Source organism: uncultured Porticoccus sp. (genome assembly GCF_913061305.1).
Taxonomy (GTDB): domain Bacteria; phylum Pseudomonadota; class Gammaproteobacteria; order Pseudomonadales; family Porticoccaceae; genus Porticoccus.
Genome location: NZ_CAJXST010000002.1, coordinates 127,922 through 152,837 on the forward strand (window position 1 = coordinate 127,922; position 24,916 = coordinate 152,837).

At 53.3% G+C, this 24,916-nt stretch carries 25 protein-coding genes and 2 pseudogenes; 20 read left to right on the forward strand and 7 right to left on the reverse strand.

Features of this window, described 5'->3' with window-relative positions:
* Positions 1–86 precede the first annotated feature (86 nt).
* From QZ516_RS02695 to QZ516_RS02770, 16 genes and pseudogenes are all read left to right on the forward strand, one after another.
* Complete coding sequence (locus QZ516_RS02695; RefSeq protein ID WP_297185850.1) at positions 87–2,045, forward strand: hypothetical protein; 1,959 nt, start codon at positions 87–89, stop codon at positions 2,043–2,045.
* 24 nt (positions 2,046–2,069) lie between these two features.
* Positions 2,070–2,780 (forward strand): WbqC family protein, encoded by a 711-nt coding sequence (locus tag QZ516_RS02700; RefSeq protein WP_297185853.1) that lies wholly within the window; start codon positions 2,070–2,072, stop codon positions 2,778–2,780.
* Complete coding sequence (locus tag QZ516_RS02705) at positions 2,777–3,706, forward strand: glycosyltransferase family 2 protein (RefSeq protein WP_297185856.1); 930 nt, start codon at positions 2,777–2,779, stop codon at positions 3,704–3,706. Before QZ516_RS02700 ends, QZ516_RS02705 begins: the two co-directional genes overlap by 4 nt.
* On the forward strand, positions 3,687–4,322 hold the full coding sequence (locus tag QZ516_RS02710) for a class I SAM-dependent methyltransferase (RefSeq protein ID WP_297185858.1): 636 nt from the start codon (positions 3,687–3,689) through the stop codon (positions 4,320–4,322). Before QZ516_RS02705 ends, QZ516_RS02710 begins: the two co-directional genes overlap by 20 nt.
* Positions 4,319–4,984, forward strand: a complete 666-nt coding sequence (locus QZ516_RS02715; RefSeq protein WP_297185862.1) for an acetyltransferase — start codon at positions 4,319–4,321, stop codon at positions 4,982–4,984. Before QZ516_RS02710 ends, QZ516_RS02715 begins: the two co-directional genes overlap by 4 nt.
* Positions 4,981–5,904 (forward strand): hypothetical protein, encoded by a 924-nt coding sequence (locus QZ516_RS02720; RefSeq protein ID WP_297185865.1) that lies wholly within the window; start codon positions 4,981–4,983, stop codon positions 5,902–5,904. The genes QZ516_RS02715 and QZ516_RS02720 overlap by 4 nt, the downstream gene beginning before the upstream one ends.
* On the forward strand, positions 5,897–6,337 hold the full coding sequence (locus QZ516_RS02725; RefSeq protein ID WP_297185867.1) for a GtrA family protein: 441 nt from the start codon (positions 5,897–5,899) through the stop codon (positions 6,335–6,337). Before QZ516_RS02720 ends, QZ516_RS02725 begins: the two co-directional genes overlap by 8 nt.
* Before the next feature lie 101 nt (positions 6,338–6,438).
* Positions 6,439–7,206 (forward strand): class I SAM-dependent methyltransferase, encoded by a 768-nt coding sequence (locus QZ516_RS02730; RefSeq protein ID WP_297185870.1) that lies wholly within the window; start codon positions 6,439–6,441, stop codon positions 7,204–7,206.
* 12 nt (positions 7,207–7,218) lie between these two features.
* On the forward strand, positions 7,219–8,349 hold the full coding sequence (rffA, locus tag QZ516_RS02735; protein ID WP_297185873.1) for a dTDP-4-amino-4,6-dideoxygalactose transaminase: 1,131 nt from the start codon (positions 7,219–7,221) through the stop codon (positions 8,347–8,349).
* A 26-nt stretch (positions 8,350–8,375) separates the two neighbouring features.
* Positions 8,376–9,441: pseudogene (rfbB, locus tag QZ516_RS02740) on the forward strand (dTDP-glucose 4,6-dehydratase).
* A gap of 48 nt (positions 9,442–9,489) precedes the next feature.
* The gene (rfbA, locus tag QZ516_RS02745) at positions 9,490–10,371 is read left to right on the forward strand and encodes a glucose-1-phosphate thymidylyltransferase RfbA (protein WP_297185876.1); all 882 of its coding nucleotides are present in this window, start codon (positions 9,490–9,492) and stop codon (positions 10,369–10,371) included.
* Positions 10,368–10,910, forward strand: coding sequence for a dTDP-4-dehydrorhamnose 3,5-epimerase (rfbC, locus tag QZ516_RS02750; protein ID WP_297185879.1), 543 nt, complete (start codon positions 10,368–10,370; stop codon positions 10,908–10,910). The genes rfbA and rfbC overlap by 4 nt, the downstream gene beginning before the upstream one ends.
* Complete coding sequence (gene rfbD, locus QZ516_RS02755) at positions 10,907–11,785, forward strand: dTDP-4-dehydrorhamnose reductase (protein WP_297185883.1); 879 nt, start codon at positions 10,907–10,909, stop codon at positions 11,783–11,785. Before rfbC ends, rfbD begins: the two co-directional genes overlap by 4 nt.
* Positions 11,767–12,045 (forward strand): polysaccharide biosynthesis C-terminal domain-containing protein, encoded by a 279-nt coding sequence (locus QZ516_RS02760; protein WP_297185886.1) that lies wholly within the window; start codon positions 11,767–11,769, stop codon positions 12,043–12,045. The genes rfbD and QZ516_RS02760 overlap by 19 nt, the downstream gene beginning before the upstream one ends.
* A gap of 38 nt (positions 12,046–12,083) precedes the next feature.
* Positions 12,084–13,505 (forward strand): mannose-1-phosphate guanylyltransferase/mannose-6-phosphate isomerase, encoded by a 1,422-nt coding sequence (locus tag QZ516_RS02765; RefSeq protein WP_297185889.1) that lies wholly within the window; start codon positions 12,084–12,086, stop codon positions 13,503–13,505.
* Between the two features lie 93 nt (positions 13,506–13,598).
* The gene (locus QZ516_RS02770; RefSeq protein WP_297185892.1) at positions 13,599–14,960 is read left to right on the forward strand and encodes an MFS transporter; all 1,362 of its coding nucleotides are present in this window, start codon (positions 13,599–13,601) and stop codon (positions 14,958–14,960) included.
* 67 nt (positions 14,961–15,027) lie between these two features.
* On the opposite strand, the pseudogene ssb reads toward QZ516_RS02770, so the two are convergent.
* The 6 genes and pseudogenes from ssb to QZ516_RS02800 form a co-directional block, all read right to left on the reverse strand.
* Positions 15,028–15,522: pseudogene (ssb, locus tag QZ516_RS02775) on the reverse strand (single-stranded DNA-binding protein); the annotation flags it as partial.
* Between the two features lie 78 nt (positions 15,523–15,600).
* The gene (locus QZ516_RS02780) at positions 15,601–16,236 is read right to left on the reverse strand and encodes a glutathione S-transferase family protein (RefSeq protein WP_297185895.1); all 636 of its coding nucleotides are present in this window, start codon (positions 16,234–16,236) and stop codon (positions 15,601–15,603) included.
* Between the two features lie 129 nt (positions 16,237–16,365).
* Positions 16,366–17,745: an undecaprenyl-phosphate glucose phosphotransferase gene (locus QZ516_RS02785; RefSeq protein ID WP_297185898.1), complete on the reverse strand. Its 1,380-nt coding sequence runs from the start codon at positions 17,743–17,745 to the stop codon at positions 16,366–16,368.
* Between the two features lie 75 nt (positions 17,746–17,820).
* Positions 17,821–19,038, reverse strand: a complete 1,218-nt coding sequence (gene fabB, locus QZ516_RS02790; RefSeq protein WP_297185902.1) for a beta-ketoacyl-ACP synthase I — start codon at positions 19,036–19,038, stop codon at positions 17,821–17,823.
* Positions 19,039–19,087: 49 nt separating this feature from the next.
* Positions 19,088–19,618 carry a 3-hydroxyacyl-[acyl-carrier-protein] dehydratase FabA gene (fabA, locus tag QZ516_RS02795; protein ID WP_297185903.1) on the reverse strand — a complete coding sequence of 177 codons (531 nt, stop codon included), beginning with the start codon at positions 19,616–19,618 and terminating at the stop codon, positions 19,088–19,090.
* A 215-nt stretch (positions 19,619–19,833) separates the two neighbouring features.
* On the reverse strand, positions 19,834–20,796 hold the full coding sequence (locus QZ516_RS02800) for a polyprenyl synthetase family protein (protein WP_297185906.1): 963 nt from the start codon (positions 20,794–20,796) through the stop codon (positions 19,834–19,836).
* Positions 20,797–21,045: 249 nt separating this feature from the next.
* Between QZ516_RS02800 and rplU the strand changes: the two genes are divergently transcribed.
* From rplU to proB, 4 genes are all read left to right on the forward strand, one after another.
* A complete protein-coding gene (rplU, locus tag QZ516_RS02805; RefSeq protein WP_036859778.1) occupies positions 21,046–21,360 on the forward strand; it encodes a 50S ribosomal protein L21 in 315 nt (104 codons plus the stop codon).
* Positions 21,361–21,379: 19 nt separating this feature from the next.
* Positions 21,380–21,637, forward strand: a complete 258-nt coding sequence (gene rpmA, locus QZ516_RS02810) for a 50S ribosomal protein L27 (protein WP_272991999.1) — start codon at positions 21,380–21,382, stop codon at positions 21,635–21,637.
* A gap of 140 nt (positions 21,638–21,777) precedes the next feature.
* Positions 21,778–22,965: an Obg family GTPase CgtA gene (cgtA, locus tag QZ516_RS02815; protein ID WP_297185911.1), complete on the forward strand. Its 1,188-nt coding sequence runs from the start codon at positions 21,778–21,780 to the stop codon at positions 22,963–22,965.
* Between the two features lie 72 nt (positions 22,966–23,037).
* The gene (gene proB / locus QZ516_RS02820) at positions 23,038–24,159 is read left to right on the forward strand and encodes a glutamate 5-kinase (protein ID WP_297185913.1); all 1,122 of its coding nucleotides are present in this window, start codon (positions 23,038–23,040) and stop codon (positions 24,157–24,159) included.
* Between the two features lie 18 nt (positions 24,160–24,177).
* On the opposite strand, the gene QZ516_RS02825 is transcribed toward proB, so the two are convergent.
* Positions 24,178–24,846 carry a 2OG-Fe(II) oxygenase gene (locus QZ516_RS02825; RefSeq protein WP_297185915.1) on the reverse strand — a complete coding sequence of 223 codons (669 nt, stop codon included), beginning with the start codon at positions 24,844–24,846 and terminating at the stop codon, positions 24,178–24,180.
* Between the last annotated feature and the right edge of the window lie 70 nt (positions 24,847–24,916).

Below are 24,916 nucleotides of genomic sequence, written 5' to 3' on the forward strand. Positions count from 1 at the left end.
ATTTGGAGTCGCGTGTTTTTTTGTTGGCAATCTAGATTGTGTAGTGCGGTGTGTTAATTATGGGTCGCCAATTAAAAGAGAAGTTAATGTCTAAGTTTGTTGTCTTGAGCGAGAAGATGTTATCTGTGACTGGAACCTCAGTCTTGGCTGTTCTGTTCGTGAACGTATTGAGTGTTCTATATGCTATACATGTTTTCGTTCAATTTAGCCCATTTCAAGTATTGGGCGTGCTTGTCGTTTTTTTAGCGCTCCTGCTGGCTATGTCTTCTGTATTCCTTAAGCGTATAGATATCTTCCCCGTTGAAATCAACCTGCGCAATATATGCGCCGCCTTGGCGGTTACTTTATTTCTGGTGATGCTATACAGCGCCCAAGGCGATACCCCGTCGATGTCTTGGTACGTCAAAACTTTCCCCGTTCTGGAGGCTCAGCTAGGGCTTGGCTGGCACCAGGATACTGCCTTTCATGTTTCTCTGATCCAGAGCATTCTTAATTTCGGCTACCCCAGCATTGGTCAGCATGGTCATCCCTTAGCTGCCTATCACGTGCTTAGCCATTATGTGGATGCGCTTATCCTGATGGCTGTCGGTGTAGATCCGTTCGACAGTTATGGCCTGATGGTTCATTTCAAGGTTGTGCTGTTTTTTTCGCTTACCTTGCTCTCCCTGGCTCATCTTTGCCGCCATCATGGGCCAATGACGTACCTGCTCTCAATTGGTCTGCTGCTACCGGTTTTGGTTGGCGACTGGCATATTGTTCGTTCCCATGGTTTATGGGTGCCTAGCCTCTTGCTGGTTGCGTGTATTCCCTTTGTCGTCTCACTGTTGTACCGAGAGGACAGGCCCCGCGCAGGTGAACTCGCCGCGTTATTTTTTCTGATTGTGCTTTTATCCCTAGGCAAGGTGTCCACGGGATTTATGTTTGCGTGCTTTATTGGGCTATGGATTTTTCTCAAGAATCCCTTTTCGCTAAGGACAATAACGTTTGGTGTGGCTGTGTTAGGGTTTTTCTACGTGTACGGGGCATTGTTCATTGCTGGTATTAATGATGTGGCGATGCCGATGGATTTATCCGGTCTAGAGTTACACCGGTTTTACTCTTATATGATGGCGTCCGATATAGTCCGGGCCGGTCGCTCGAAAGAGGCCCTGACCGGACAACTGCTGCTCATCATTACTTTATTTATTGTATTGATGGCGATGCGGCCTAGTTGGCGCAATGGGTATGTACTGGCAGCAGCATCGCTGTCGCTACTTGGGCTATGGATTATCACTGAAGCCAATTCGGGGTTGGGTATTAATGATGTCTGGTATTTTCAGTATGGATTGAGCAGTGTGCTCGTGTTGATGGGTTATGCATTGGTGCTGCAGAACAAAGCTGCTTTGGCGAATACCTTCAGTTCCTACCCCGAACCAATGGTGAGACGGGTTACTGCAGTGCTTGCTGTGTCAGCACTTGTGCTGTTTGCGAGCAAATTAAATATGGCTGGTTATAATCTATTTAGTTTTAGCTGGGAATCTGCGCAGGCCAGGTATACTTATATTCGAATGCAAGCTTTTTCAAAGATAAACTCTCGCGTTGCTTCGGGTGAGCGCTATCGGCTATTTGAGCCCTATGAACGGAAGTCTGAGTCTATATATGAGCTATATAAAAATCAGGCGTTGACGAGCTTAAAGGATCATGTGGGCCAGCAGCTCGCGAAACAAGGCTTGAGGCCCTCTCAGGTTGCCTTGTTTATTCCGTTGTCCATATACAATACCGATGTCGCTGGCCTTAAGGGGGTACCTTGGGCCAATGGGATGCTGATGTATGCGATTCTGGGTGTGCCGATGGTCAATGCTGTCGCCGATATTCCCAGCGGCTATGGCTTTTCCCGCTATTCGGCAGCGGCTATGCGTAAGGATGCAGCGGCTTTTTCTCCGCAGCAGGGGTGTGTGCAGGCGGGCGCTGAGGCCATTCTGATCATGACTCGCTTCAGTCCACCAATTACCGAGGTTTATACATGCACCGATGTGGCTCAAGGGGAGGCGGAGAGTGGTAAGTAATGTTGTAGGTCTGGCGACCGGTCTTTGCGTTCTGAACGTATGAAGAGAGTCGCCATTGTTCAGTCCAACTATATTCCATGGAAAGGCTATTTCGACATGATTGCTTCGGTCGATGAGTTTATTCTCTTCGATGATATGCAATACACCCGGCGCGACTGGCGTAATCGTAACCAGATCAAGACACCGCAGGGATTGCAGTGGTTGACAGTGCCGGTCAAGGTCAAAGGGAAATACCACCAGACGATTCGCGATACCGAGATGGATGGGGGGGGTTGGGCGGCCAGCCATTGGCGCTCCATCGTGCAGAACTACCGCCGAGCGAAGTATTTCGAGGAGATCTGTCAATGGCTGCAGCCCATTTACCTTGAGTCGGCATTTACCCACCTGTCACAACTGAACCGAGCTTGTATCGAGGCGGTGTGCCGTTACCTCGGTATTGCGACCGTGATCAATAATTCTTGGGACTACAAGCTGCTTGAGGGTAAGACAGAACGCCTGGTTGACCTGTGTGCCCAGGCTGGTGGGGCGGTGTATGTGTCCGGCCCGGCTGCCAGGGATTACATCGATGCAGACTGCTTTTCCGCTGCCGGCATCAGGCTGGAGTGGTTCGGTTATGAGGGCTATATCGAGTATCCCCAGTTGTGGGGGGAGTTTGTCCATGGCGTCACGATCCTTGACGTGCTGTTCAACTGTGGCAAAGAGTCGTATCGCTATATGAGGTATGTAAAGCCATGAAATTATCCGTGGTTGCGACGCTATATCAATCTGCCGCCCATGTTGAAGAGTTCACGCAACGTGCATCCGCTGCTGCATGTTCACTGGTTGGCGATGAGTATGAGGTCGTCCTGGTGAATGACGGCTCGCCGGATAGCAGTGCCGAATTGGCCATTCAATTGACCGAGCAAGATGCACATATAGTGGTGGTGGATCTGTCACGTAATTTTGGCCATCACAAGGCGATGATGACCGGCTTAGCCCATTCGCGTGGAGAACGGGTGTTTCTGATTGACAGCGATCTCGAGGAGCAACCTGAATGGTTGCTGACCTTTGCCTCAAGAATGGCGGAGGGTAATAGCGATGTGGTCTATGGCGTACAAGATAAAAGAAAAGGTAGTTTTTTTGAGCGTTTGAGCGGCAGGTGGTTTTATAGCTTTTTCAAACTGCTGACTGGCTTGGTGCTGCCGGAGGATGTGGTTACTGCACGCTTGATGAGCCGCCGTTATGTCGATGCGTTGCTGCGCCATGAAGAGCGTGAAGTCTTTATGGCAGGGCTTTGGTTTATCACAGGGTTTGTGCAGACGCCGCAGCCGGTGAGAAAGCTCAGTCTAAGTGAAACGACTTATACCTTTCGGCGCAAAATGGCCTTGTTGGTCAACTCGGTTACTTCGTTTAGCAATGCGCCGTTGATTGGCATCTTCTATATCGGTGTTGGCATCTCTTTGCTGGCTTGCTGTTATATCGCACTGCTGGTCTTCAATTGGGCTTTTCTGGCTAGGCCAATGAGCGGTTGGACTTCGGTCATGGCGTCGATATGGCTTATCGGGGGGATGATCATTTCGTTTATCGGTGTGGTCGGCATCTACCTGTCGAAGATTTTCTCCGAAACCAAGCAGCGTCCCTACACTATCGTGCGGCGGGTTTATGCAAAACGAGAAGACTGAACTCTTGGGAGAGGTTGCGCGCTATTACGCGGACAAGCTGGCCGTGCATGGTGATAGCCCGCGTGGTGTCGACTGGAATGGTGAGGAAAGCCAGTACCTGCGTTTCGAACAACTCAGCAAGATCATCGAGGGTGCCGAGCCGTTTTCACTGAATGATCTTGGTTGTGGCTATGGGGCGCTGTTTGAGTATCTGCAGCGCCAGCACTCGGCATTTATCTATCACGGTTTGGACATTTCTGCCGAGATGATCACTGCTGCTCAGCAGCGTTATGCACAAAGTAGCCAAGCGCAGTTCTATAAGGCCAGTGAGCCGCTTGAAGTTGCGGATTTCGGTGTTGCTAGTGGTGTTTTCAATGTGCGCCTTGAGCGTAGCGATACCGAGTGGTTTGAATATCTGGAGGACTCGCTGGATATCCTCGACAGAACCAGCCGTCATGGCTTCGCCTTTAATTGCCTGACGTCCTACTCGGATACGGATAAAAAACGCGACTACCTGTATTACGCAGACCCGTGCCTATTGTTCGATCTTTGCAAGCGCCGTTATTCGCGCCATGTGGCATTGCTACATGATTACGGGTTATATGAATTCACAATTCTGGTGAGGAAAGTGACATGAAGAGGCGCCTGGTGGTTTTTGGTTTTGGTGATATTGCCCAACTGGCACACTATTATTTCAGCGCGGATTCTGACTATGAAGTGGTCGCATTCACCCTAGATGCTGAATATATAACCGAAACAACTTTCTGCGGCCTACCGGTTGTTCCATTCGAAGCTGTTAACCAGCAATACAGCCCCGAAGAACATGATTTTTTTGTGGCCATCAGTTACTCCAAGCTCAATGCGGTACGCAAAGAAAAATATCTGGCAGCCAAGGCGTTAGGTTATCGATTGGCCAGTTTTATCAGCTCCCGTGCCACTGTGTTAAACGAGGGGCGCATCGGCGAGAACTGCTTTATCTTCGAAGACAACACGATCCAGCCTTTCGTGGTGATCGGTAATAATGTCACCTTGTGGAGTGGCAACCATATTGGCCACCACTCGGTCATCCACGATCATTGTTTCATTGCGTCGCATGTCGTTGTTTCTGGTGGCGTGGAAATTGGCGAGCAGTGTTTTATTGGAGTGAATGCAACTCTACGCGACCATATCAGGATTGGCGAGCGCTGTGTGCTGGGTGCTGGCACCCTGCTGTTGGCGGACGCAGAGGCAGAAGGGCTCTATATTGGCACTGCTACAGAGCGCTCTTGTGTGCCGAGTACGAGGCTGAAGAAGATATGAAGCGCCATTGGCAGAAGCTCGGGCTACTCTATTGCCCAGAGGGTAGCGGGCCTCATGAGAAACTACGGACGCATGCGGCAAATCCCTTGCCTGTGCTGATTCAGGGCGACCTCTATCGAATTTTTTACAGTGGGCGAGATAGTCGTAATCGTTCTTCCGTTGGCGCAGTTGATGTCGACATCATGCAAAGGAAGGTGGTCAAGGTTCATGATCAGCCCTTTTTCGAGCATGGTCCTGAGGGTACTTTTTATGCCGATGGTGTCAGTATTGGAAATTGCTATGAGGCTGATGGCCTTCGCTACATGCTGTTTATGGGCTGGCAGGCACCTACTAACGGGCATTGGCGCGGCGATGTCGGCCGGTTGGTCGTTAAGCCGGACTTAACACTTGAGTTGGACCGTGATTATCCGTTCATAACGACCGACATGGTTGACCCGATTAGCCTTTCCTATCCCTGGGTCATGTTTAACTCGGCAGGTCGTTACGACATGTGGTACGGCTCCACACAGAGCTGGGATGCCGGCAATGGTGAGATGCTTCACGTCATCAACTACGCTTCATCTGAAGATGGTCATTGTTGGAGTCGGGAGGGGCTAGCTGTTCCATTCAGGCTAGGAGAGGCACAGGCGTTTTCACGCCCAACAGTTGTTGCTGATGGAATGGGAGGCTTCGAGATGTGGTTCTCCTACCGAAGCGGATCAGGAGAAACCTATCGCATTGGCTATGCTGTGAGTAATAACGGTAAGGACTGGTATCTCGCCCTAGCTGATGCAGGCATAACGCTGTCTGACAGCGGGTGGGATTCTGAAATGCTGGAGTACCCATTTGTTTTCGACCACAAAGGTCAGCGTTACATGCTTTACAACGGCAATGGCTACGGCCGCACCGGGTTTGGCTTGGTGGTTATGGCTGATGAGTAATCAGCAAACGACTCCACATGGGCAGATCGCCGTGAGGCAATTATTTAGCTACGCGCTGATTGGCATGTTGAGCAATGTTGCGGGCTACTCGGTTTACCTGGTGCTGACGTACCTCGGTACTACACCCAAACTAACCATGACAGTTCTTTACGCTGTGGGTGCGTTCGTCGGTTTCTTTGGTAATCGAAAGTTTACCTTCCGGCATAGGGGCCATCTCGCGACAGCGGGTATCCGCTATTTGCTGGCGCATATGTTGGGTTATTTGTTGAATCTGAGCTTGTTGATCGTGTTTGTCGACCGCTTTGGATATGCACACCAGCTTGTTCAGGCTTGTGCTATCGCAATTGTAGCGGTGTTTTTGTTCATTACGTTCAGGGTGTTTGTTTTCCCAGACGGCGGCCCGCGTCGGGATTACGGAGTGGCAAAGCGATGAGAGTCTGTTTGCAGTGCAGCCATCAGTTCGTCTCCGATGCTCAGTGCTGCCCTCAATGCGATTACCGCGCTCCCTCTATTGAGGGATTCACAGCCCATGCCGTGGAGTTTGCTTACGAAGGCGGTGGTTTCAAGTCAAGTTACTTTGCTGAGTTGGCGAATCTTGAGGCAGCCAATTTCTGGTTTCGCTCGCGCAATCGTTTAATCACTTGGGCTCTGCAGAAATACTGTCCAGTCTTGAAGTCTTTTCTTGAGGTAGGCTGTGGCACTGGTTTTGTACTTTCCGGCATCGCCGCGAGCTTCTCCAAGGCAGAGCTGCATGGTAGCGAGATATTTATTGCAGGTCTTTCCTTTGCTGCCCAGCGCCTACCCCATGTGCATTTTATGCAAATGGATGCCCGTCGAGTACCTTTCATTGCGCATTTCGAGGCCATTGGCGCATTCGATGTGCTGGAGCACATCGAGGAAGATGAAATGGTGCTTGCCCAGCTTCATCAGGCCCTAGAGCCTAGCGGACTGCTGTTTATTACAGTGCCACAGCACCGCTGGCTGTGGAGTGCCTCGGATGACTATGCGTGCCATGTGCGGCGCTACTCGGCCAGGGAGATTCACGACAAACTGTCCCGTATAGGATTCAGCATTGAGCACAGTACTTCCTTTGTTACATTGTTGCTACCTGCCATGTTGCTTTCCCGGTTGAACCAGAAACGGACGAGCGACAATTCCCAGCCGCAGAACGAACTAAAGCTACCGGGCCTACTCAACACTCTTTTCTACAAAGTGATGCAGTTGGAGTGCGGATTGATCAAACTAGGGTTAAGCCTGCCGATTGGCGGATCTCGGTTGATTGTTGCAAGGAAAGTTGGTTAAGCCAGGGCGCGAATGATGAGAATTCCTTTCAACAAACCCTATATGACGGGCAAAGAGCTCTGGTACATCTCTCAGGCTCATGGCAATAGTCATTTGGCTGGTGACGGCGTGTTTACTCGGCAATGTTCGCAGTGGCTTGAGCAGCGGATCGGCTGCCGCAAGGCACTCCTGACTCATTCGTGCACCGCTGCGTTGGAGATGGCAGCAATACTGGCAGATTTGGGACCCGGTGATGAGGTGATAATGCCCTCGTACACTTTTGTTTCCACTGCCAATGCCTTCGTGCTTCGCGGCGCGGTACCTGTGTTTGTCGATATCCGTGCCGACACGCTGAATATCGATGAGACGAAGATCGAAGCCGCGATTACACCCCGCACGCGCGCCATCGTACCGGTGCATTACGCCGGGGTGGCTTGCGAGATGGACGTCATCATGGACATTGCCCTGCGACATAACCTGATCGTCATCGAAGACGCGGCCCAGGGCATTATGTCGAGCTACAAGGGGCGTGCATTAGGTTCCATTGGCCATCTAGCCTGTCTCAGTTTTCACGAAACCAAGAACATTATTTCGGGGGAGGGCGGGGCGTTACTGGTCAACGATTCGGAGTTTTCCCAGCGTGCCGAGATCATTCGTGAGAAAGGTACTAATCGCAGCCAGTTCTTTCGTGGCCTAGTCGATAAATACACTTGGTGCGATGTGGGTTCCAGCTACCTTCCTGGCGAGTTGATCGCAGCATTCCTATGGGCGCAGATGGAAGAAGCAGATGCTATTACCGCAAAGCGCCAGGAGCACTGGGGACTCTACCATCGGCTACTGGCCACTTTCGAAGAGAAAGGGCGGTTGCGGCGTCCGCGTATACCGCCTAACTGTACGCACAATGCTCATATGTACTATCTGCTCCTGCCAGATTTACAGGTACGTAGTGCATTTATTACGGCAATGAAGCAGCAGGGTGTTGCAACCGTCTTCCATTATGTTCCACTGCATTCCGCGCCTGCCGGTTTACGCTTTGGACGTTCCTGTGGGACCCTGAATGTGACCGATAGCGTTGCGAAAAGGTTGGTGCGTTTACCGCTCTGGGTTGGCCTTGACGACGGAGTAAAAACCGTTGTAGCCGCCGTGGATGCAGCGCTTGGGTAAGATTTAAATCATTTTTGGTAAAGATAGTGACCTCAAAAATTCTAATAACCGGCGGTGCCGGCTTTATCGGCTCCGCCGTGGATCGACAATACCGCTAGCGAGGTCGCCAACCTCGATAAGTTGACCTATGCGGGCAACCTGGAGTCACTGGCTTCGGTAGTCGAATCGCCTCGCTATCATTTCTATCAAGTGGATATCTGCGAGGGTGTTGCACTGGATGCGGCATTTGCAGAGTTCAAGCCGACGGCGGTGATGCACCTGGCGGCCGAATCCCATGTGGACCGTTCCATTGATGGCCCGGCGGATTTTATCCAGACCAATATTGTCGGTACCTATAGTCTGCTGGAAGTCACCCGCCGTTATTGGAGTGGGCTACCGGATCAGAAGAGGGCGGCGTTCCGTTTCCACCATATCTCCACCGATGAGGTGTATGGTGATCTTGATGGTGCGGAGAATCTGTTCACCGAAACCACATCTTATTCCCCGAGTTCGCCGTATTCCGCATCCAAGGCGAGTGCAGATCACCTGGTTCGGGCATGGTCCCGGACCTACGGTTTGCCCATTCTGGTGACCAATTGCTCCAATAATTATGGCCCGTACCACTTCCCGGAAAAGCTGATTCCCCATGTGATTCTCAACGCCTTGTCGGGTAAACCGCTACCGGTCTATGGTGACGGTTCGCAGGTTCGGGACTGGCTCTATGTGGAAGACCACGCGCGTGCTCTGGTTGAGGTTTTAAACCGCGGCACTGTCGGTGAAACCTATAATATTGGCGGTCACAATGAGCAACGGAATATTGAGGTCGTGAAAGCAATCTGTGATCTTCTGGAGGAGCTGGCACCCGACAGACCCGAAGGGATTGATGCCTATCGGGATTTAATTACCTATGTGGAGGACAGGCCTGGCCATGACCGGCGTTATGCTATCGATGCGTCAAAAATTCAGCGAGAATTGGGTTGGGTTCCGGTCGAAACGTTCGAGAGTGGTTTGCGCAAGACAGTTCAATGGTATCTCGATCATCCGGAGTGGTGGCAACGGATCCTCTCCGGTGCCTATAAGCTTGACCGTGCCGGCACGGTCAAATCGCAATAATTATCAAACTGGTTTGTCGCCTATGGTGATGTTGGTTTTGGAAAAGATATGAACAATTATAAAGGCATTATTCTGGCGGGTGGCTCGGGTACACGGTTGCATCCCATTACAATAGGGGTCTCCAAACAACTGCTGCCCGTCTACGACAAGCCCATGATCTATTACCCGCTGTCGGTGTTGATGCTGGCAGGTATCCGTGAGGTTTTGATCATTTCAACGCCGGAGGATTTGCCAGCCTTTCGGCGTTTGTTTGGCAATGGTGAGTCGTTGGGGCTGGAGATCAGCTATGCCGAACAGCCCTCGCCTGACGGTCTGGCCCAGGCCTTTCTGATCGGCGAAGACTTTATTGGTGACAGCAATGTTTGCCTGATTCTCGGGGATAATGTGTTTCACGGTTTTGGCTTCAGCACCATGCTGCGCGAGGCCGTTCAACGAGAGGAAGGTGCGACTATTTTTGGTTATCACGTCAACGACCCCCAGCGCTTTGGTGTCGTGTCGTTTGATGCTGACGGCAAGGCTGTTTCCATTGAAGAAAAGCCGTTGGCGCCCAAATCAAACCATGCCGTGACAGGTCTGTATTTTTACGACAACAGTGTGGTGGATATCGCTAGAAAAATAACCCCGTCAGAACGCGGTGAACTGGAAATCACGGCCGTTAATAATGCTTATCTGCAACGTGGCGATTTGCATGTCAGTTTGCTGGGCCGAGGCTTCGCCTGGTTGGACACAGGTACACACGATTCTTTAATGGAAGCCAGTCATTTTGTCCAAACCATTGAGGCGAGGCAGGGGCTCAAGGTGGCCTGTCTGGAGGAAATTGCCTATCACCAGGGTTGGATCAATACCGACCAGCTTCGCAATCTGGGTGAGGCACTGGAAAAGACGAGTTACGGGCGGTATCTGGTACGAGTAGCCGAGGGTTATCAATGAAAGTCATAGCAACGCCCCTTAAGGATTGTGTGATTATTGAGCCTCGGGTTTTCGGTGATGACCGCGGGTTTTTCCTGGAAACCTTTCACGTTGAGCGCTACGCAGAGTTGGCGGGTATTACGCTGCCCTTTGTTCAGGATAATCACTCCCGCTCCGAAAAGGGGGTGTTGCGTGGTTTGCATTTTCAGATCAACAGGCCGCAGGGAAAGCTAGTTAGGGTTGTGCGGGGTGAAGTGTTCGATGTAGCCGTGGACTTGCGCCGGGATTCACCGAGTTTCGGTCAGTGGCACGGCACTTTGTTGAATGAAAACAACAAGCGTCAGTTGTGGGTGCCGCCGGGGTTCGCCCACGGTTTTCAGGTGTTGAGTGATGTGGCTGATTTTGAGTATAAATGCACGGATTACTACGACCCTGATGACGAGGGCGCCATTCTCTGGAATGATCCCGAACTGGCGATTGAGTGGCCTGAGACATCGGGTATCAGGTTGTCGGACAAAGATGCCGGTGCCCCCACCTTTGCGGCCTATTGCCAGTCATGAAAATTCTGGTGACCGGGGCAGACGGGCAGCTAGGCCGTTGTTTGCAAGACAGGCTCCGCATGACGGTACACGATGGGCTGGCTTTGAACCGGAGTCAGCTGGATATTACCGACCGACAGTCTGTAGAGGCTGCAGTAGTCAGATTTCGGCCCGACGTCATTGTCAATGCCGCGGCGTATACGGCAGTTGACCGCGCTGAGAGTGAGCCCGGGGTTGTCCGACGGATCAATGCGGAGGCCGTAGGCTATCTGGCTGAAGCGGCCAACAAAGTTGGTGCTCTGCTGGCACAGGTGTCGACAGATTATGTATTTGATGGCAGAACCACCAGGCCGTATCGCGAGTCTGATCCGGTAAATCCCCTCAATGTCTACGGCGCCAGCAAGCTGGCGGGAGAGCAGTACGCCGCCGGGGCAAACCGCTATTTTGTTGTTCGCGCAGCCTGGCTGTTCAGCGAGTACGGCAATAATTTCCTCAAATCGATGCTGAAGCTGGCGGATGGCCGCGAGACCTTGCAGGTGGTTGTAGATCAGATCGGAACGCCCACCTATGCGGGTGACCTGGCTGTCTCGATAATCAGGTTGGCAGAAGCGGAAGCTGCCTCGGGCATTTACCATTATTCCGGTGGGCGTGCCTGTAGCTGGTTTGAGTTCAGCCAGGCTATCTTTACTGTTCTGGGTAAACTCAGACCAGAATGGCGGCTGCCCGGAGTCCTGCCCGTGACGGCCGCTGAATATCCCAGTGTGGTCAAACGCCCAGCTTATACTGTACTCAATGATGCGAAATTGCGGGCCAGCCTTCCCCGGGCAACCGGTGATTGGGAGCTGGCCATTGAGTCAGTGATGCCGGTGTTGACAGAATGGGTCTGCCGGCATTGATGATTTTGGCGGTTGGTCAGTTTATTGGCACTGCTGTGGGTTCTTTATTGAGTATGACCACGAGCAGCCAGCTGCGTTGGATTGTCTTTATCGGTGCAGTCCTGGGCGTTAGTTTGGGGGTCTTGTTGATTCCCGGTTATGGGCTGATCGGTGCAGCAATTGAGACTTCGGTTGCCGTTGCATCAAAAAACCTGCTGTGTGTTTACCAGGTCAACCAGTTGCTGGGTTTTAACACACTGGCCATCTGGCGAAAAATCTAGCATGGCCCGAGTTTCTTGTTTGAAGGGAGTATAAAGTGATGTCTCTTGTCCCCGTTGTGATGGCTGGTGGTTCAGGAACCCGGTTGTGGCCTCTGTCCCGGCAGTTGTATCCAAAACAGTTTCTGCCACTGTTGGGGGATGAGACTATGCTGCAGGAAACCTACGGTCGTTTGCGAGCGTTAGACACACAACCCGCATTATTTGTTTGTGGTGAGAACCACCGGTTTATCGTGGCAGAGCAGCTCAGGTTGACAGGTTGTGATCCGGCCATGATTCTGCTTGAGCCAGAGGGCAGGAATACGGCACCTGCGGTGGCGCTGGCAGCTTGCTATGCTCTGGAGAATGCCGGGGAGGGTGATGACCCGGTGTTGCTGGTATTGGCGGCAGATCATGCAATACAGGATGTCGATGCATTTCAGGCGGCGGTGATTGCTGCCTTGCCCTTTGCCGAGCAAGGTAAGCTGGTGACTTTTGGTATCGTGCCGAGCACACCTGAAACCGGTTATGGCTATATAAAGTGTGGTGATTTGGTCGGTAGGGGGCCTGCAAAAATTGTATCGAGGTTTGTAGAAAAACCGGCTAAAGCCCTCGCTGAGCAATATCTGACCGAGGGCGGCTATCTCTGGAACAGCGGTATGTTTCTGTTCAGTGCGCGTCGTTATCTGGACGAGCTGCAGGTGCACAGTCCTGAAATCCTGTCGGTTTGCCAAAAAGCCATGTCATCGGCTTCGGTAGACAGCGACTTTCTCAGACCCGATAAAGATATTTTTCTCGATTGCCCCGCGGATTCCATCGACTATGCCGTCATGGAAAAAACCCCCGATGCCGTGGTAGTACCAATGGATTGTGGTTGGAGTGACGTGGGATCCTGGTCGGCGCTTTGGGCTATATCTGAAAAAGATCAGTGCGGTAACACTCTGAAAGGTGATGTGATGGCGCTGGATACCCATGACTCGTTTATCCAGGCTGATCGAAAATTGATTGCGACAATGGGGCTGCGGGACGTGGTGATCATCGAAAGTGACGATGCCATTCTGGTAGCCGACAAAAAACGCGTGCAAGAGGTCAAAAATATTGTTGACCAGTTGCGAGAGAAAAAGCGTTCCGAAGCAGAGGCCCATCGCAAGGTTTTTCGACCCTGGGGGTATTACGATGCCATAGAAAATGGTGAACGTTTCCAGGTAAAGCGGATTTTGGTCAAACCCGGTGGGCGGCTTTCTTTACAGATGCATCACCACCGGGCGGAGCACTGGGTTGTAGTGAGTGGCACCGCGCTGGTGACAAAGGGCGAAGAGACGTTTTTGCTGTCGGAGAATGAATCGACATTTATTCCTATTGGCGAAACTCATCGCCTGGAGAATCCAGGGTCCATCCCGTTGGAGATCATCGAAGTACAGTCCGGGGGATATCTGGGTGAGGACGATATCATCAGGTTTGATGATATTTATAAGCGAAACTGATTAGGATAAGATGCCCCAAAACTTGCGGTTATCTACTTATTCCTTTGCCAGCCCTTTATAATATCCGCTTCTGATATCAACGCTGTCATCCCCATGAATCCACTGGAACGCAAAAGCCTGGTTGGTTTGGCCTCTCTCTATGCCTTTCGCATGGTGGGGTTATTTATGTTGCTGCCGGTGTTGGCCCTCTATGCAGGCGACTACAGCGGCAGCTCGGCCTTGCTGGTGGGCTTGGCCCTGGGTATCTACGGCCTCACCCAGGGACTTTTCCAGATTCCCCTGGGCTTTCTATCCGATCGGGTTGGCCGAAAACCGGTGATCGCTGGTGGGTTGTTGTTGTTTCTTGCGGGGAGCGTTATCGCTGCGCTGTCGGATTCCATGTGGGGCCTGATAGCTGGCCGTGCCATGCAGGGGGCGGGTGCGGTGGCCAGCACGATCATGGCGCTACTGTCTGATTTGACGACCGAGCAGAATCGCACCAAGGCCATGGCGGTGGTGGGTGGCAGTATCGGCATTTCGTTTGCCCTTTCCATGGTGCTCGGGCCGGTGCTGGCGAATCTATGGGGGCTGTCCGGTTTGTTCTGGCTGGCGGCCGGGATGTCGGTGGTGAGTCTTGGGGTGCTGGCACTGGTGATACCCACGCCGGTGACATTGCTTCACAACGCGGAAGCTGAGGCGATACCGGCGATGTTTGGCCGGTTGTTAAAGGATGCTGAGTTGTTGCGGCTCAATCTGGGTATCGGTACCCTGCATTTTGCCCAGATGGCCAGTTGGGTCGCAGTCCCGGTGATTCTGGAGCAGAGTCTGGATATGGCCCGCGGCGATCACTGGATGATTTATCTCGGCACCATGGGTTTGTCGTTTCTCTGCATGCTGCCTTTTATCATAATTGCCGAGACCCGCCGAAAAATGAAACCGGTCTTTATTGGGGCGGTTGTTTTACTGGCGTTAGCCGAGATCGTCCTGGCTGTTAATATCGATTACCGCTATGGGTTTATCGCCGGTCTTTTTCTGTTTTTCATGGCGTTCAACTTGCTGGAAGCCTCGCTGCCGTCGCTGGTCAGCAAGCTGGCGCCGGCCGGCGGTCGCGGAACGGCCATGGGTATTTATTCCACCAGCCAGTTTCTGGGTGCCTTTCTCGGGGGTGTGGTCGGTGGCTATGTGGCCTGGCGGTTTGGTTATGCCGAGGTTTTCTGGATGGTGGCCGTATCGATTCTGGTCTGGCTGGTTGCTGCAGTGACCATGAAGAAGCCGGCGCACCTGAAGAGTCTGGTGGTTACTTTGATGCCGGGAGAGGTGATTGCTGCGGAACACTTTGTGGGGGCGGTGCCGGGTGTTCAGGACGTGGTGATTATGCCGGACCACCGGCTGGCATACTTTAAAGTGGACAAAGACTTTTTCTGTCAGGCGGACATGGAGTCAGCGCTGGGACGTCCGCTGGAGACACCGGTTTAGCGGCACAAAAAACCCCGCGTAAAAGCGGGCTTTTTTATCGGGTTCGGTTTTGTCAGAACGGGATGTCATCATCAAAACTGTCGAATCCGGGATCTGTGCTGTTGCTGTTATTGCTGGACGCCGCCGACGGCTGCTGTTGCTGGGGTTTGCTGTAGCCCCCCTGGCCGCCTGACGGGCCTTGCTGCTGCATACTGTCGTCGTAGCCTGATGAGCCTCCTGCTCCGCCACGACTATCCAGCATCTGCATTTCATTCGCCACGATTTCAGTGGTGTATTTGTCCTGGCCGCTCTGATCCTGCCACTTGCGGGTTCTGAGAGAGCCTTCGATATACACCTTGCTGCCTTTCTTCAGGTATTCGGCGGCGATTTCTGCCAGACGATTAAAAAAGACAACCCGATGCCATTCAGTGCGCTCCTGCGGTTGTCCTGTTTGTTTGTCTTTCCAGGTTTCGCTGGTGGCCAGTGTGAGGTTGGTTACTGCACCACCGCTGGGCATATACCGTGTTTCCGGGTCTTTCCCCAGATTGCCAATCAAAATGACCTTATTGATACCCCGAGCCATGCCTTGCTCCACTGACTAAAATTTAGGCCGACAGTTTACCTCGGAAACGCAGCCCTGTCATTGGCTCAGGTCTCGCACTTAGCTGTTGGCCACGACACTGGGCCGCTGCGATATCTGCTGGTGCCACAAGCGAAGATGCTCGTGCCCGTCGGGCATGGCGACCCCTGCCCACTCGGCAAAGTCGATGGTCACCAGTGCGGTGATATCGGCCATGGAGAAATTGTTCCCGGCAAGGTAGGAGCGGTGGGCAAGGTGTTGGTTGAGGTCGTCATAGAAATTCATGATGCGTTGCCGACCGCGTTCCACCAGGGCCGGGATTTTGTCGTAATTGTGCGGTCCGACCAGAGCCCTTCCATCAAACCAGTCAGGCCCGTTTCTGAACAGGTCTGCCACTGCCTGAAAGCCGTTGGTGAAACAGATATGGTTCCACATTTCCACCAGCCCGATTTCCTGGGCAGTGGTGCCAAACAGGGGTGGCTCTGGATGGTGGGCTTCCAGGTAGCGGGCAATGGCATTGGTCTGGGAAATACAGGTGCCATCATCAAGCTCCAGTACAGGCACATCGCAGTTGGGATTTTTCTGTCGGAAATCCTCGGTGAGTTGCTCGCCCTTCAGCAGGTCTACCTTGATTCTTGGAAAATCAATACCTTTTTCAGCCATAAAAATATTGAGTCGCCGAGGGTTGGGCACGCCGGGGTAGTCATAGAGTTTCATGGCATTTCCTCGTTCTGGTGATTAACGATGATCTTGCATGACTTGGATGTTGTCTGCCGATATTAACGGTTGTGCGTGTGCGGGGGAACCGTCGGAAGGTTTGGTTTGTTGATTGCCGAGGCCAGGTGTCTAGAAGGCATTCTTGCTGTGAAAGAGGCTGAACACCGTAAGGGCGATGATTTTCAGGTCGAGCCACAGCGACCAGTTGTTGATGTATTCAAGGTCGCATTCGACCCGTCGCTCCATCTTTTCCAATGTGTCGGTCAGCCCCCGGTAGCCGCGGATCTGGGCGAGCCCGGTAATCCCCGGTTTGACCTTGTGGCGCCACATATAGGATTCGATCAGATCCATGTAATACTCATTGTGGATCAGGGCGTGGGGTCTGGGGCCAACGATGGACATGCGGCCCTGCACGACATTAAAAAACTGCGGTAACTCGTCGAGACTGGTGCGTCGCAGAAAAGCCCCCAGTCGGGTGAGCCTCGGGTCATCGGGCTTCGCCTGGGTTACCGTACCATCGGCTTCCCGATGGACTTCCATGGATCTGAACTTGTAAACCTTGAAGCGTTTGCCATCCCGGCCATTGCGATATTGCTTGAACAATACGGGACCGGGCGAACTGAATTTGACCAGCAGGGCAATTGCCAGGCAGACCGGTGTGATCAGTGCGCAGATCAGTATGCCGAGAACCAGATCTTCACAGCGCTTGAGGGTACGATTGAAGCCTCGCATGGGAGAACAGCTGATGTCTATGGCGTAGTGACCGAGGATGCTTGATACCTTGTGATTGAGGAGCTGGATGTCTTCAAAGTCGGGGAAAAAGCGGATGTCCACCGTCACATGGCGGAGAGCATAGACAATGTCCTTAATGAAGCTGCCCATGCTAAGCGGCAGGTCGAGCCACACTTCATCGACTGAATATTTACTGAGTTCCTCTATCACCTGACCGGAGTGAGCCCAACGCTCTATTTCGCTGGCATGCACATGATGAACCAGTCGGTAACCGGACTGCTGCATTTCCCGCTCATCAAAGAGCTCCTTGGCGTGGCGGTTATCGCTGGTAATGACCAGTACCGAACGCAGGTTTTTACCGGCACTTCGCAGGCGTTTCAGATAAAAGTGATACCCGCAGCGGTAAACCGTGCCTCCCCACCAGGTCAGTGCGACCAGGTAAAACAGCCAGAGCCTGGAAAACTCGATAGCTGTCTTGGTAAAGACCAGAAAGGCCATGAGCACTGCCACGGTCAGCAGTAGCGAGAAAGTATAGCGTTTGAGGAGGGTGGGAAGCCGTCTGCCCCGCCATGAGTCGTAGACGCCGGTAATGGTCAGGACAAAAATCAGCAGCAGCGCTGTGCCACCGGTCAAGACTTCAAATTTGGCCGACATGTCCGCGGAACCAAAGCGGAGCCAGTGGGCCACTAAACTGGCCAAGATGACATTGAGGGCATCAATGATGGCAATGAGTGGCGCAAAGCTGGAAGTGGATGAGGGCTGTGAGCTGGTTGCCATCAATTTATCGTCTTGGTTATACCGGGAGAGCCAGACCGGCCGGCTCCCCCATGAAGCGTAAATTTCAGCGGCAAACTAGGGGTTATAGCGCTGAAAAACCAGCGTTGCATTGGTGCCACCAAAACCAAAGCTATTGGACATGACACGTTGCAGATTGGCTTGATCCACCCGTTTGGTGACAATGGGCAAGTCTGCCGCTTCCGGATCAAGATTGTCGACGTTGGCAGAAGCGCAGATAAAGTTGTGCTCCATCATCAACAGACTGAAAATCGCTTCCTGAACACCAGCGGCGCCGAGTCCGTGACCGGACAGCGATTTGGTCGAGCTGATTGGTGGTACTTTTTCGCCAAAAGTCTCCCTGATGGCCTTCAGCTCCTGCAAGTCACCGACGGGTGTGCTGGTGCCATGGGTGTTGATGTAGTCGATATCCCCCTGGGTGGTTTGCATCGCCATTTTCATGCAGCGCGCGGCGCCTTCTCCGGACGGTGCCACCATGTCATAACCATCCGAGGTGGAGCCATAGCCCACCAGCTCGGCGTAGATTGTGGCGCCCCGCGCCAGGGCGTGTTCCAGTTCTTCCACGACCAGGCAGCCTGCACCGACTCCCGGTACAAAACCATCCCTGTCAGCGTCATAGGCCCTGGAGGCCAGTTGAGGGGTATCGTTATATTTGGTCGACAGTGCACCCATGGCATCGAACATACCCGCCATGGACCAGTGCATATCCTCGGCACCACCGGCAAAGACAACGTCCTGTTTGTCCATCTGAATCAGTTCCATTGCGTGACCAATGCTGTGGGCGCTGGTGGCACAGGCGGAGGCGATGGAATAGTTGGTGCCCTTGATTTTGAACGGTGTCGCCAGACAGGCGGAAACCGTGCTGGCCATGATCTGGGTGACCCGGTAAGGGCCCGCTTTTTTGATACCTTTGGCACGCATGACGTCAATGGTTTCAGTGAACATTTCACCGGATACGCCACCTGACCCCATCACCAGGCCAGTGCGGATATTGGAGACTTGGTCCTCGCTGAGACCGGCATTGGCAATGGCGCGCTCGGTGGCAATATAGCCGTAAGCCGCAGAGGGGCCCATAAAGCGAAGAATCTTGCGGTCAATCAGCTCAGCCAGATCAAGGTCTACTTTGGCAGCCACGTTACAGCGCAGGCCCATCTCCTTGAAATCTTCCCGGAAGACGATGCCGGATTTCCCTTCCTTGAGCGCTGTGGTGACGGTTTCCCTGTCATTACCCAGGCAGGAAACTATGCCCATTCCGGTAATTACTACACGTTTCATCGTTTATACCTATGCCGACTGTCAGGTTCGGCTATTGTAGTAGAAAAAATCAGAAGTTGTCAGTTGACTCGAACAGTCCAACACGCAGATCTTTCGCCGTATAAATCTCGCGGCCGTCCACAAAAACGCTGCCGTCGGCGATAGCCATTTTCAATTTTCTTTCGACAATTCTCGAAATATCAATCTGGTACGTCACCACGCTTGCCTGTGGCAGCACCTGGCCGAAAAACTTCACTTCACCCGAGCCCAGCGCCCTTCCCCTGCCGGGATTGCCTTTCCAGGCCAGGAAAAAACCGGTCAGCTGCCACATGGCATCGAGGCCAAGGCAGCCGGGCATAACCGGGTCACCGTGAAAGTGGCAGCCAAAAAACCACAGGTCCTTATGGATATCCAGTTCTGCGGTTATCAGGCCTTTGCCAAACCGGCCTTCTTCGGCATGTATACGGGTGATTCGATCCACCATCAACATGTTGTCAGCGGGGAGTTTGGCGTTGCCTTCGCCGAACAGGTCGCCGTGGCTGCAGGCGACGATTTCCTCGCGGGTATACGCGTTCTGTGATTGTGGAACGAATTTCGTCATTGAGTGGACTGCCCTGGTTGACGGGTGTTACCCGATGCTGGTTTGTTGTCGAAGCGGTGAATTTTAGCGAATTTGCTCATTAAGTCCAGAAAATATGGGGGTTTCAGGGGGAGGTGTTGCCCTGTCAATCCCCAGCAACCAGCTTAGAGTATGCACTTTTTTGTTTATTCAATATTTGAGACTTGTGGCAGATATCCCTGTTTCTGTACCGGGTGTCAGCATTTTCGTTGCAGGGCGAACTCGGTAAGTTCTGCCAGTGCCCGGTGTTCCGGTGAGTCTGTAAAATCTGCCAGACAGGCCCTGGCCTGTTCTGCATGCTGTGCCGCACAAGCGAGGGTGTAGTCGAGTGCGCCGGTCGAATGGATAGCGTCACTAATCTGGTCCAGTTGTTCCAGGGCACCTTTCTCAATGGCTGATCGAATCATCGCGGCCTGCTCGGTGGTCCCCCGCTGCATCGCGCGAATCAGCGGGAGGGTTGGTTTGCCTTCCGCGAGATCATCACCGATATTTTTGCCGAGCTCGTCCGCCTGGCCGCTGTAGTCCAGTACATCATCCACTAGCTGAAACGCCATCCCCAGATGGTAACCGTAATGTTTTGCCGCTTCCTCCTGAGTGGCAGAGGCCCCAGCCAGTATGGCACCGGTTTGTGCTGCCGCCTCGAAGAGTTGAGCGGTTTTCTTGTGAATGACATCGAAGTAGGCCGCTTCGGATGTATCGGGGTTGCCGGCATTGATCAATTGCTGCACTTCACCTTCAGAGATGATATTGGTGGTATCGGCAATGATTCGCATGATCGCCATACTGTCGATGGCAACCAGCATCTGGAATGCCCGGGAATAGAGGAAGTCTCCGACAAGCACACTGGGAGCATTGCCGAACCGCGCATTGGCTGTGGCCCTTCCCCGTCGCAGGTTGGACGTGTCCACCACATCGTCGTGCAACAGCGTGGCGGTGTGAATGAACTCGATAATGGCGGCCAGTGAGATGTGCTGTGTCCCCCGGTAGCCAAAGCTCTTCGCAATGAGTAGTACCAGTAGGGGGCGAAGGCGTTTGCCGCCGGCGTCGACAATGTATTGGCCAATATTTTCCACTAACCCGACGTCAGAGTGCAGCTGGCGAATGATCAGCTCATTCACCTGTTCAAATTCGGATTTAACTACCTGATGGAATGGCAACATGCCGTAACCCTGGCTAGCAACAAATAGGTGTAAACAGCCAATGCACGCGGGACTTGTACGATAGGCGCGTCGCATCCTAGAGAGGGCACCTGTCACTGTCAAGTTTCGGGTGCTGACATCCTCTAGACAATTGAATATTCCCTTGCGGTAACAGGGGGTTTCCCTTAAAATCCCGCCCCTCGCAAAACCGGCCTTGAGGAAATCGTTCCTGCAGGCTTCGAACTGGCATGCGCGAATACGGAGCATATTATGTACGCAGTTATTAAGAGTGGTGGCAAACAGCACCGGGTGAAGGAAGGCGAATACCTGCGCCTCGAAAAGCTGGAAGTCCCCACCGGTGGCAATATCGACTTCAATGAAGTGCTGATGGTTGCCGATGGTGAAAATTTCAAAATTGGTGCACCGTTGCTAGAGGGTGCCAAGGTGACAGGTGAAGTGCTTAGTCATGGTCGTGCGGACAAGGTGCAAATCATCAAGTTTCGCCGCCGTAAGCATCACCGGAAGCAAATGGGCCACCGTCAGTGGTACACCGAAGTGAAAATTACGGGCATCAGTGCCGGTTAAGATCAGATAGGAGAACGTCATGGCTCACAAGAAAGCTGGTGGTAGTACCCGTAACGGGCGCGATTCTGAAAGTAAACGACTGGGTGTCAAGCGTTTCGGTGGCGAACAGGTCACAGCGGGCAATATCATTATTCGTCAGCGCGGTACCCGGTTCCATGCGGGCAACAATGTTGGCATTGGTCGCGACCACACCATTTTTGCTACGGCAGACGGTGAAGTACAGTTCACAGTGAAAGGTCCCAATAATCGCAAGTATGTGAATATTGTAACCGCCTGAGGCTGGCTTTATTGAAAAGCCCCGCCCAGGCGGGGCTTTTTTGTGTTTGAATATTTGAAACTCGAGCGGATTGTATGTGTTCGTGCTGCCACTGGCGTACGATTTAATCCCAACTCCTCAGAGCGCGGTATACTCCCGTCATGAAATTTGTCGATGAAACAACGATTCACGTACATGCCGGTCGCGGTGGTAACGGCTGCCTGAGTTTTCGCCGTGAGAAATTCGTGGCCAAAGGCGGGCCGGACGGTGGCGACGGCGGTGACGGCGGTTCGGTTTATCTGGAAGGGGATATCAACCTCAATACTCTGGTGGATTATCGCTTTCAGCGGGATTATCGTGCCCAGAGTGGCCAGGCTGGCAGCAGTCGCAACTGTACCGGTCGGGGCGGTGATGACCTGGTTCTCAAGGTGCCGGTGGGCACCACGGTGATTGATGAAGATACCGAGGAAGTGCTCGGCGATATCACCGATGATGGCCAGCGCCTGATGGTGGCTCACGGGGGCTTTCACGGCCTGGGGAATACCCGTTTCAAATCGAGTGTCAATCGTGCGCCGCGTCAGACATCACCCGGCAAAGAGGGTGAGGAGCGCAACCTGCGTTTGGAGCTGAAGGTGCTGGCGGATGTGGGTCTGGTGGGCCTGCCCAATGCTGGCAAGTCGACGTTTATCCGCGCCGTCTCGGCTGCGCGCCCCAAGGTTGCCGATTATCCCTTTACCACACTCGTTCCCAATCTCGGTGTCGTCAATCCCCACAAGTATCGCAGTTTTGTGATTGCTGATGTGCCGGGTCTGGTGGAGGGCGCTGCCGAAGGTGCCGGTCTCGGCATTCGTTTTCTGAAGCACCTGACGCGAACCCGCCTGCTGTTACATCTGGTGGATATGATGCCGCCCGATGGAAAGAATCCGGCGGATAATATCGCCATTATTGAAGATGAACTGGATCAGTTCAGCCCGACTCTGTGGAGTAGGGATCGTTGGTTGGTCCTCAATAAAGTGGATTTATTGCCCGAAGCGGAGCGCCAGCAACATTGTAATGACGTGGTTGCCCAGCTGGGCTGGGAGGGGCCGGTGTATCAGGTTTCTGCCTTGTCCGCCGAAGGTACGGCCGAGCTGTGTGATGACATTCTCGAGTATCTGGAAGCCTGTTGGGAGACTGAACGCAGTGACCCGGAGGTAGCCCGCCGGGAACTGGATATTCAGCACCAGATGCAACATGAGGCACGCGACCGAATTGAATCCCTGCGCCGGAATCGAAAATCGGATGACAGCGACGAGGATGATGACTTTGACGACGATGATTATGACGTGGAAGTCGTTTATAGCCCCTGAGGCGCTATTCATTCAGTCCCGGAACTCAATCTCTCTCAACCAGGATTCGGACCACCAGACAGCAGACCAGCTATGAACGATAGAACGATTGTCCGCAATGCCCGCCGCTGGGTCGTAAAAATAGGCAGTGCCCTGTTGACCGCCGATGGTCGTGGTCTCGATCGGGAATCTATCGGCGCCTGGGTGGCCCAGGTGGCGGAGTTACTGGAGCAGAACATTGAGGTGGTGATGGTTTCTTCCGGGGCCGTCGCCGAGGGTATGTCCCGGCTGGGCTGGCGGAAGCGACCATCTTCTGTTCACGAGTTGCAGGCAGCGGCGGCCGTGGGGCAGATGGGCCTGGTGCAGGCCTATGAATTCCAGTTTCAACAATTCAATCGCCACACCGCGCAGGTGCTGCTCGACCACGATGATCTGTCGAACCGCGAGCGCTACCTGAACGCCCGCAACACCTTGCAGACGTTGATTCAGCTGGGCGTGGTGCCGATCATTAACGAAAACGATACGGTGGTTACCGATGAAATTCGTTTTGGTGACAATGACACGCTGGCGGCGGTAGTGGCCAATCTCATCGATGCCGATTTACTGGTGATTCTCACGGATCAGCACGGACTTTATGATGCCGATCCGAGAACCTTTCCAAAGGCCCGGCTGGTTTCCCTGGGCCGGGCAGGTGATCCGGCATTGGACAAGCTGGCCGGTGAAGGCAGTGCACTGGGCCGGGGGGGGATGATTACCAAATTGCGTGCCGCCCGGCTGGCCGCCCGTTCCGGGGCGAGCACAGTAATTGTTGGTGGTCGCAGCGAACAGGTGCTCACCAGGCTGGCAAAGGCTGAAGATCTGGGTACTCTGCTGCTGGCAGAACAGATGCCGATAGCCGCCCGCAAGCAGTGGTTGGCGGGCAGGTTGCAGGTGCGCGGGTCGCTGACCCTGGACGAGGGCGCCTGTCGGGCGTTGCGGGAGCAGGGTAAGAGTCTATTGCCGGTCGGGGTGAAAGCGGTCGTTGGGGATTTTCACCGGGGTGATCTGGTGCGCTGCGTTGACCCGGCGGGTAATGAGGTCGCCCGCGGCCTGGTCAACTACAGTGCTGCCGAGAGTCGTCTGATTATTGGCAAGAGCAGCGACAGAATTCTCGATATCATAGGTTATTGTGATGACGAAGAAGTGATCCACCGGGACAATCTGGTCTTGATCTAGTCCGCCTTTCCTGTAGGGCTAGACCGGGGGGTCGAGCTGATCATTGACAGATCCGTTGACCCGAAACCAGCCCGCGATGCTGTAGCGGTGTCGGTTGGTAGGCAAGACTTCATGGGGAAACACTTCACTCAGGAAGATGGCCAGCGTTCCGTAAGCTGGCGTTACCCGCAGGATTTCCCGTTCCCCCATTTCACTAAACAGAATCAGTTCACCACCGTCGTCTGGCATCCAGCCGGGATTCAGGTAAGCCACTGTCGAGAGTCGACGGTTGGTCTGACCCCGAAAGGCGTCCAGATGTTTGCGGTAAAAATCGCCGGGACGGTAATGTGAAAAATGGCTCTCGTAAGAGAACAGACCAAGAAAAAGGTGCCGATTGAGGTATGTCTGTAATCGGCTGGTCCACTCCAGCCAACGCTGCTCCGGTGATGTTTCCCCTGCAATCCAGCGGATGGCATCCCGTCGGACAAACCGGTTCAGGGTTTGATCATGATTGCGACCCACGCCTGCTTCGCTGAAATCATGGCTGTGAAGTGATTGTATCTGACCAAACAGCTCTTCTGACAATAGCCCGGGCAGGGCGTTGGGAATAACCGCGTAACCTTTCCCTGTGAGATCACTGGCAATCTGTGAAAACAGGAGATGCTCGACCTCCTGTTCGGGAGAGGCGTCGACAGAGATGGATGTCATGGTGGTGCGAACCGGATTGAGGTGTGCGATTATCGGATCTAAGGTGGATTGCTGTAAATGGGTTTACGGT

Bases quoted from the DNA above. Each gene is read 5' to 3' on its own strand.
- rpmA (WP_272991999.1), top strand. From the start codon at position 21,380: ATGGCTCACAAGAAAGCTGGTGGTAGTACCCGTAACGGGCGCGATTCT.
- QZ516_RS02705 (WP_297185856.1), top strand. From the start codon at position 2,777: ATGAAATTATCCGTGGTTGCGACGCTATATCAATCTGCCGCCCATGTT.
- QZ516_RS02765 (WP_297185889.1), top strand. From the start codon at position 12,084: ATGTCTCTTGTCCCCGTTGTGATGGCTGGTGGTTCAGGAACCCGGTTG.
- rffA (WP_297185873.1), top strand. From the start codon at position 7,219: ATGATGAGAATTCCTTTCAACAAACCCTATATGACGGGCAAAGAGCTC.
- rfbD (WP_297185883.1), top strand. From the start codon at position 10,907: ATGAAAATTCTGGTGACCGGGGCAGACGGGCAGCTAGGCCGTTGTTTG.
- rplU (WP_036859778.1), top strand. From the start codon at position 21,046: ATGTACGCAGTTATTAAGAGTGGTGGCAAACAGCACCGGGTGAAGGAA.
- QZ516_RS02760 (WP_297185886.1), top strand. From the start codon at position 11,767: ATGGGTCTGCCGGCATTGATGATTTTGGCGGTTGGTCAGTTTATTGGC.
- QZ516_RS02720 (WP_297185865.1), top strand. From the start codon at position 4,981: ATGAAGCGCCATTGGCAGAAGCTCGGGCTACTCTATTGCCCAGAGGGT.
- rfbC (WP_297185879.1), top strand. From the start codon at position 10,368: ATGAAAGTCATAGCAACGCCCCTTAAGGATTGTGTGATTATTGAGCCT.
- QZ516_RS02710 (WP_297185858.1), top strand. From the start codon at position 3,687: ATGCAAAACGAGAAGACTGAACTCTTGGGAGAGGTTGCGCGCTATTAC.
- QZ516_RS02695 (WP_297185850.1), top strand. From the start codon at position 87: ATGTCTAAGTTTGTTGTCTTGAGCGAGAAGATGTTATCTGTGACTGGA.
- QZ516_RS02715 (WP_297185862.1), top strand. From the start codon at position 4,319: ATGAAGAGGCGCCTGGTGGTTTTTGGTTTTGGTGATATTGCCCAACTG.
- QZ516_RS02800 (WP_297185906.1), bottom strand. From the start codon at position 20,796: ATGTTGCCATTCCATCAGGTAGTTAAATCCGAATTTGAACAGGTGAAT.
- cgtA (WP_297185911.1), top strand. From the start codon at position 21,778: ATGAAATTTGTCGATGAAACAACGATTCACGTACATGCCGGTCGCGGT.
- QZ516_RS02780 (WP_297185895.1), bottom strand. From the start codon at position 16,236: ATGAAACTCTATGACTACCCCGGCGTGCCCAACCCTCGGCGACTCAAT.
- QZ516_RS02825 (WP_297185915.1), bottom strand. From the start codon at position 24,846: ATGACATCCATCTCTGTCGACGCCTCTCCCGAACAGGAGGTCGAGCAT.
- rfbA (WP_297185876.1), top strand. From the start codon at position 9,490: ATGAACAATTATAAAGGCATTATTCTGGCGGGTGGCTCGGGTACACGG.
- proB (WP_297185913.1), top strand. From the start codon at position 23,038: ATGAACGATAGAACGATTGTCCGCAATGCCCGCCGCTGGGTCGTAAAA.
- QZ516_RS02725 (WP_297185867.1), top strand. From the start codon at position 5,897: ATGAGTAATCAGCAAACGACTCCACATGGGCAGATCGCCGTGAGGCAA.
- fabA (WP_297185903.1), bottom strand. From the start codon at position 19,618: ATGACGAAATTCGTTCCACAATCACAGAACGCGTATACCCGCGAGGAA.
- QZ516_RS02770 (WP_297185892.1), top strand. From the start codon at position 13,599: ATGAATCCACTGGAACGCAAAAGCCTGGTTGGTTTGGCCTCTCTCTAT.
- fabB (WP_297185902.1), bottom strand. From the start codon at position 19,038: ATGAAACGTGTAGTAATTACCGGAATGGGCATAGTTTCCTGCCTGGGT.
- QZ516_RS02785 (WP_297185898.1), bottom strand. From the start codon at position 17,745: ATGGCAACCAGCTCACAGCCCTCATCCACTTCCAGCTTTGCGCCACTC.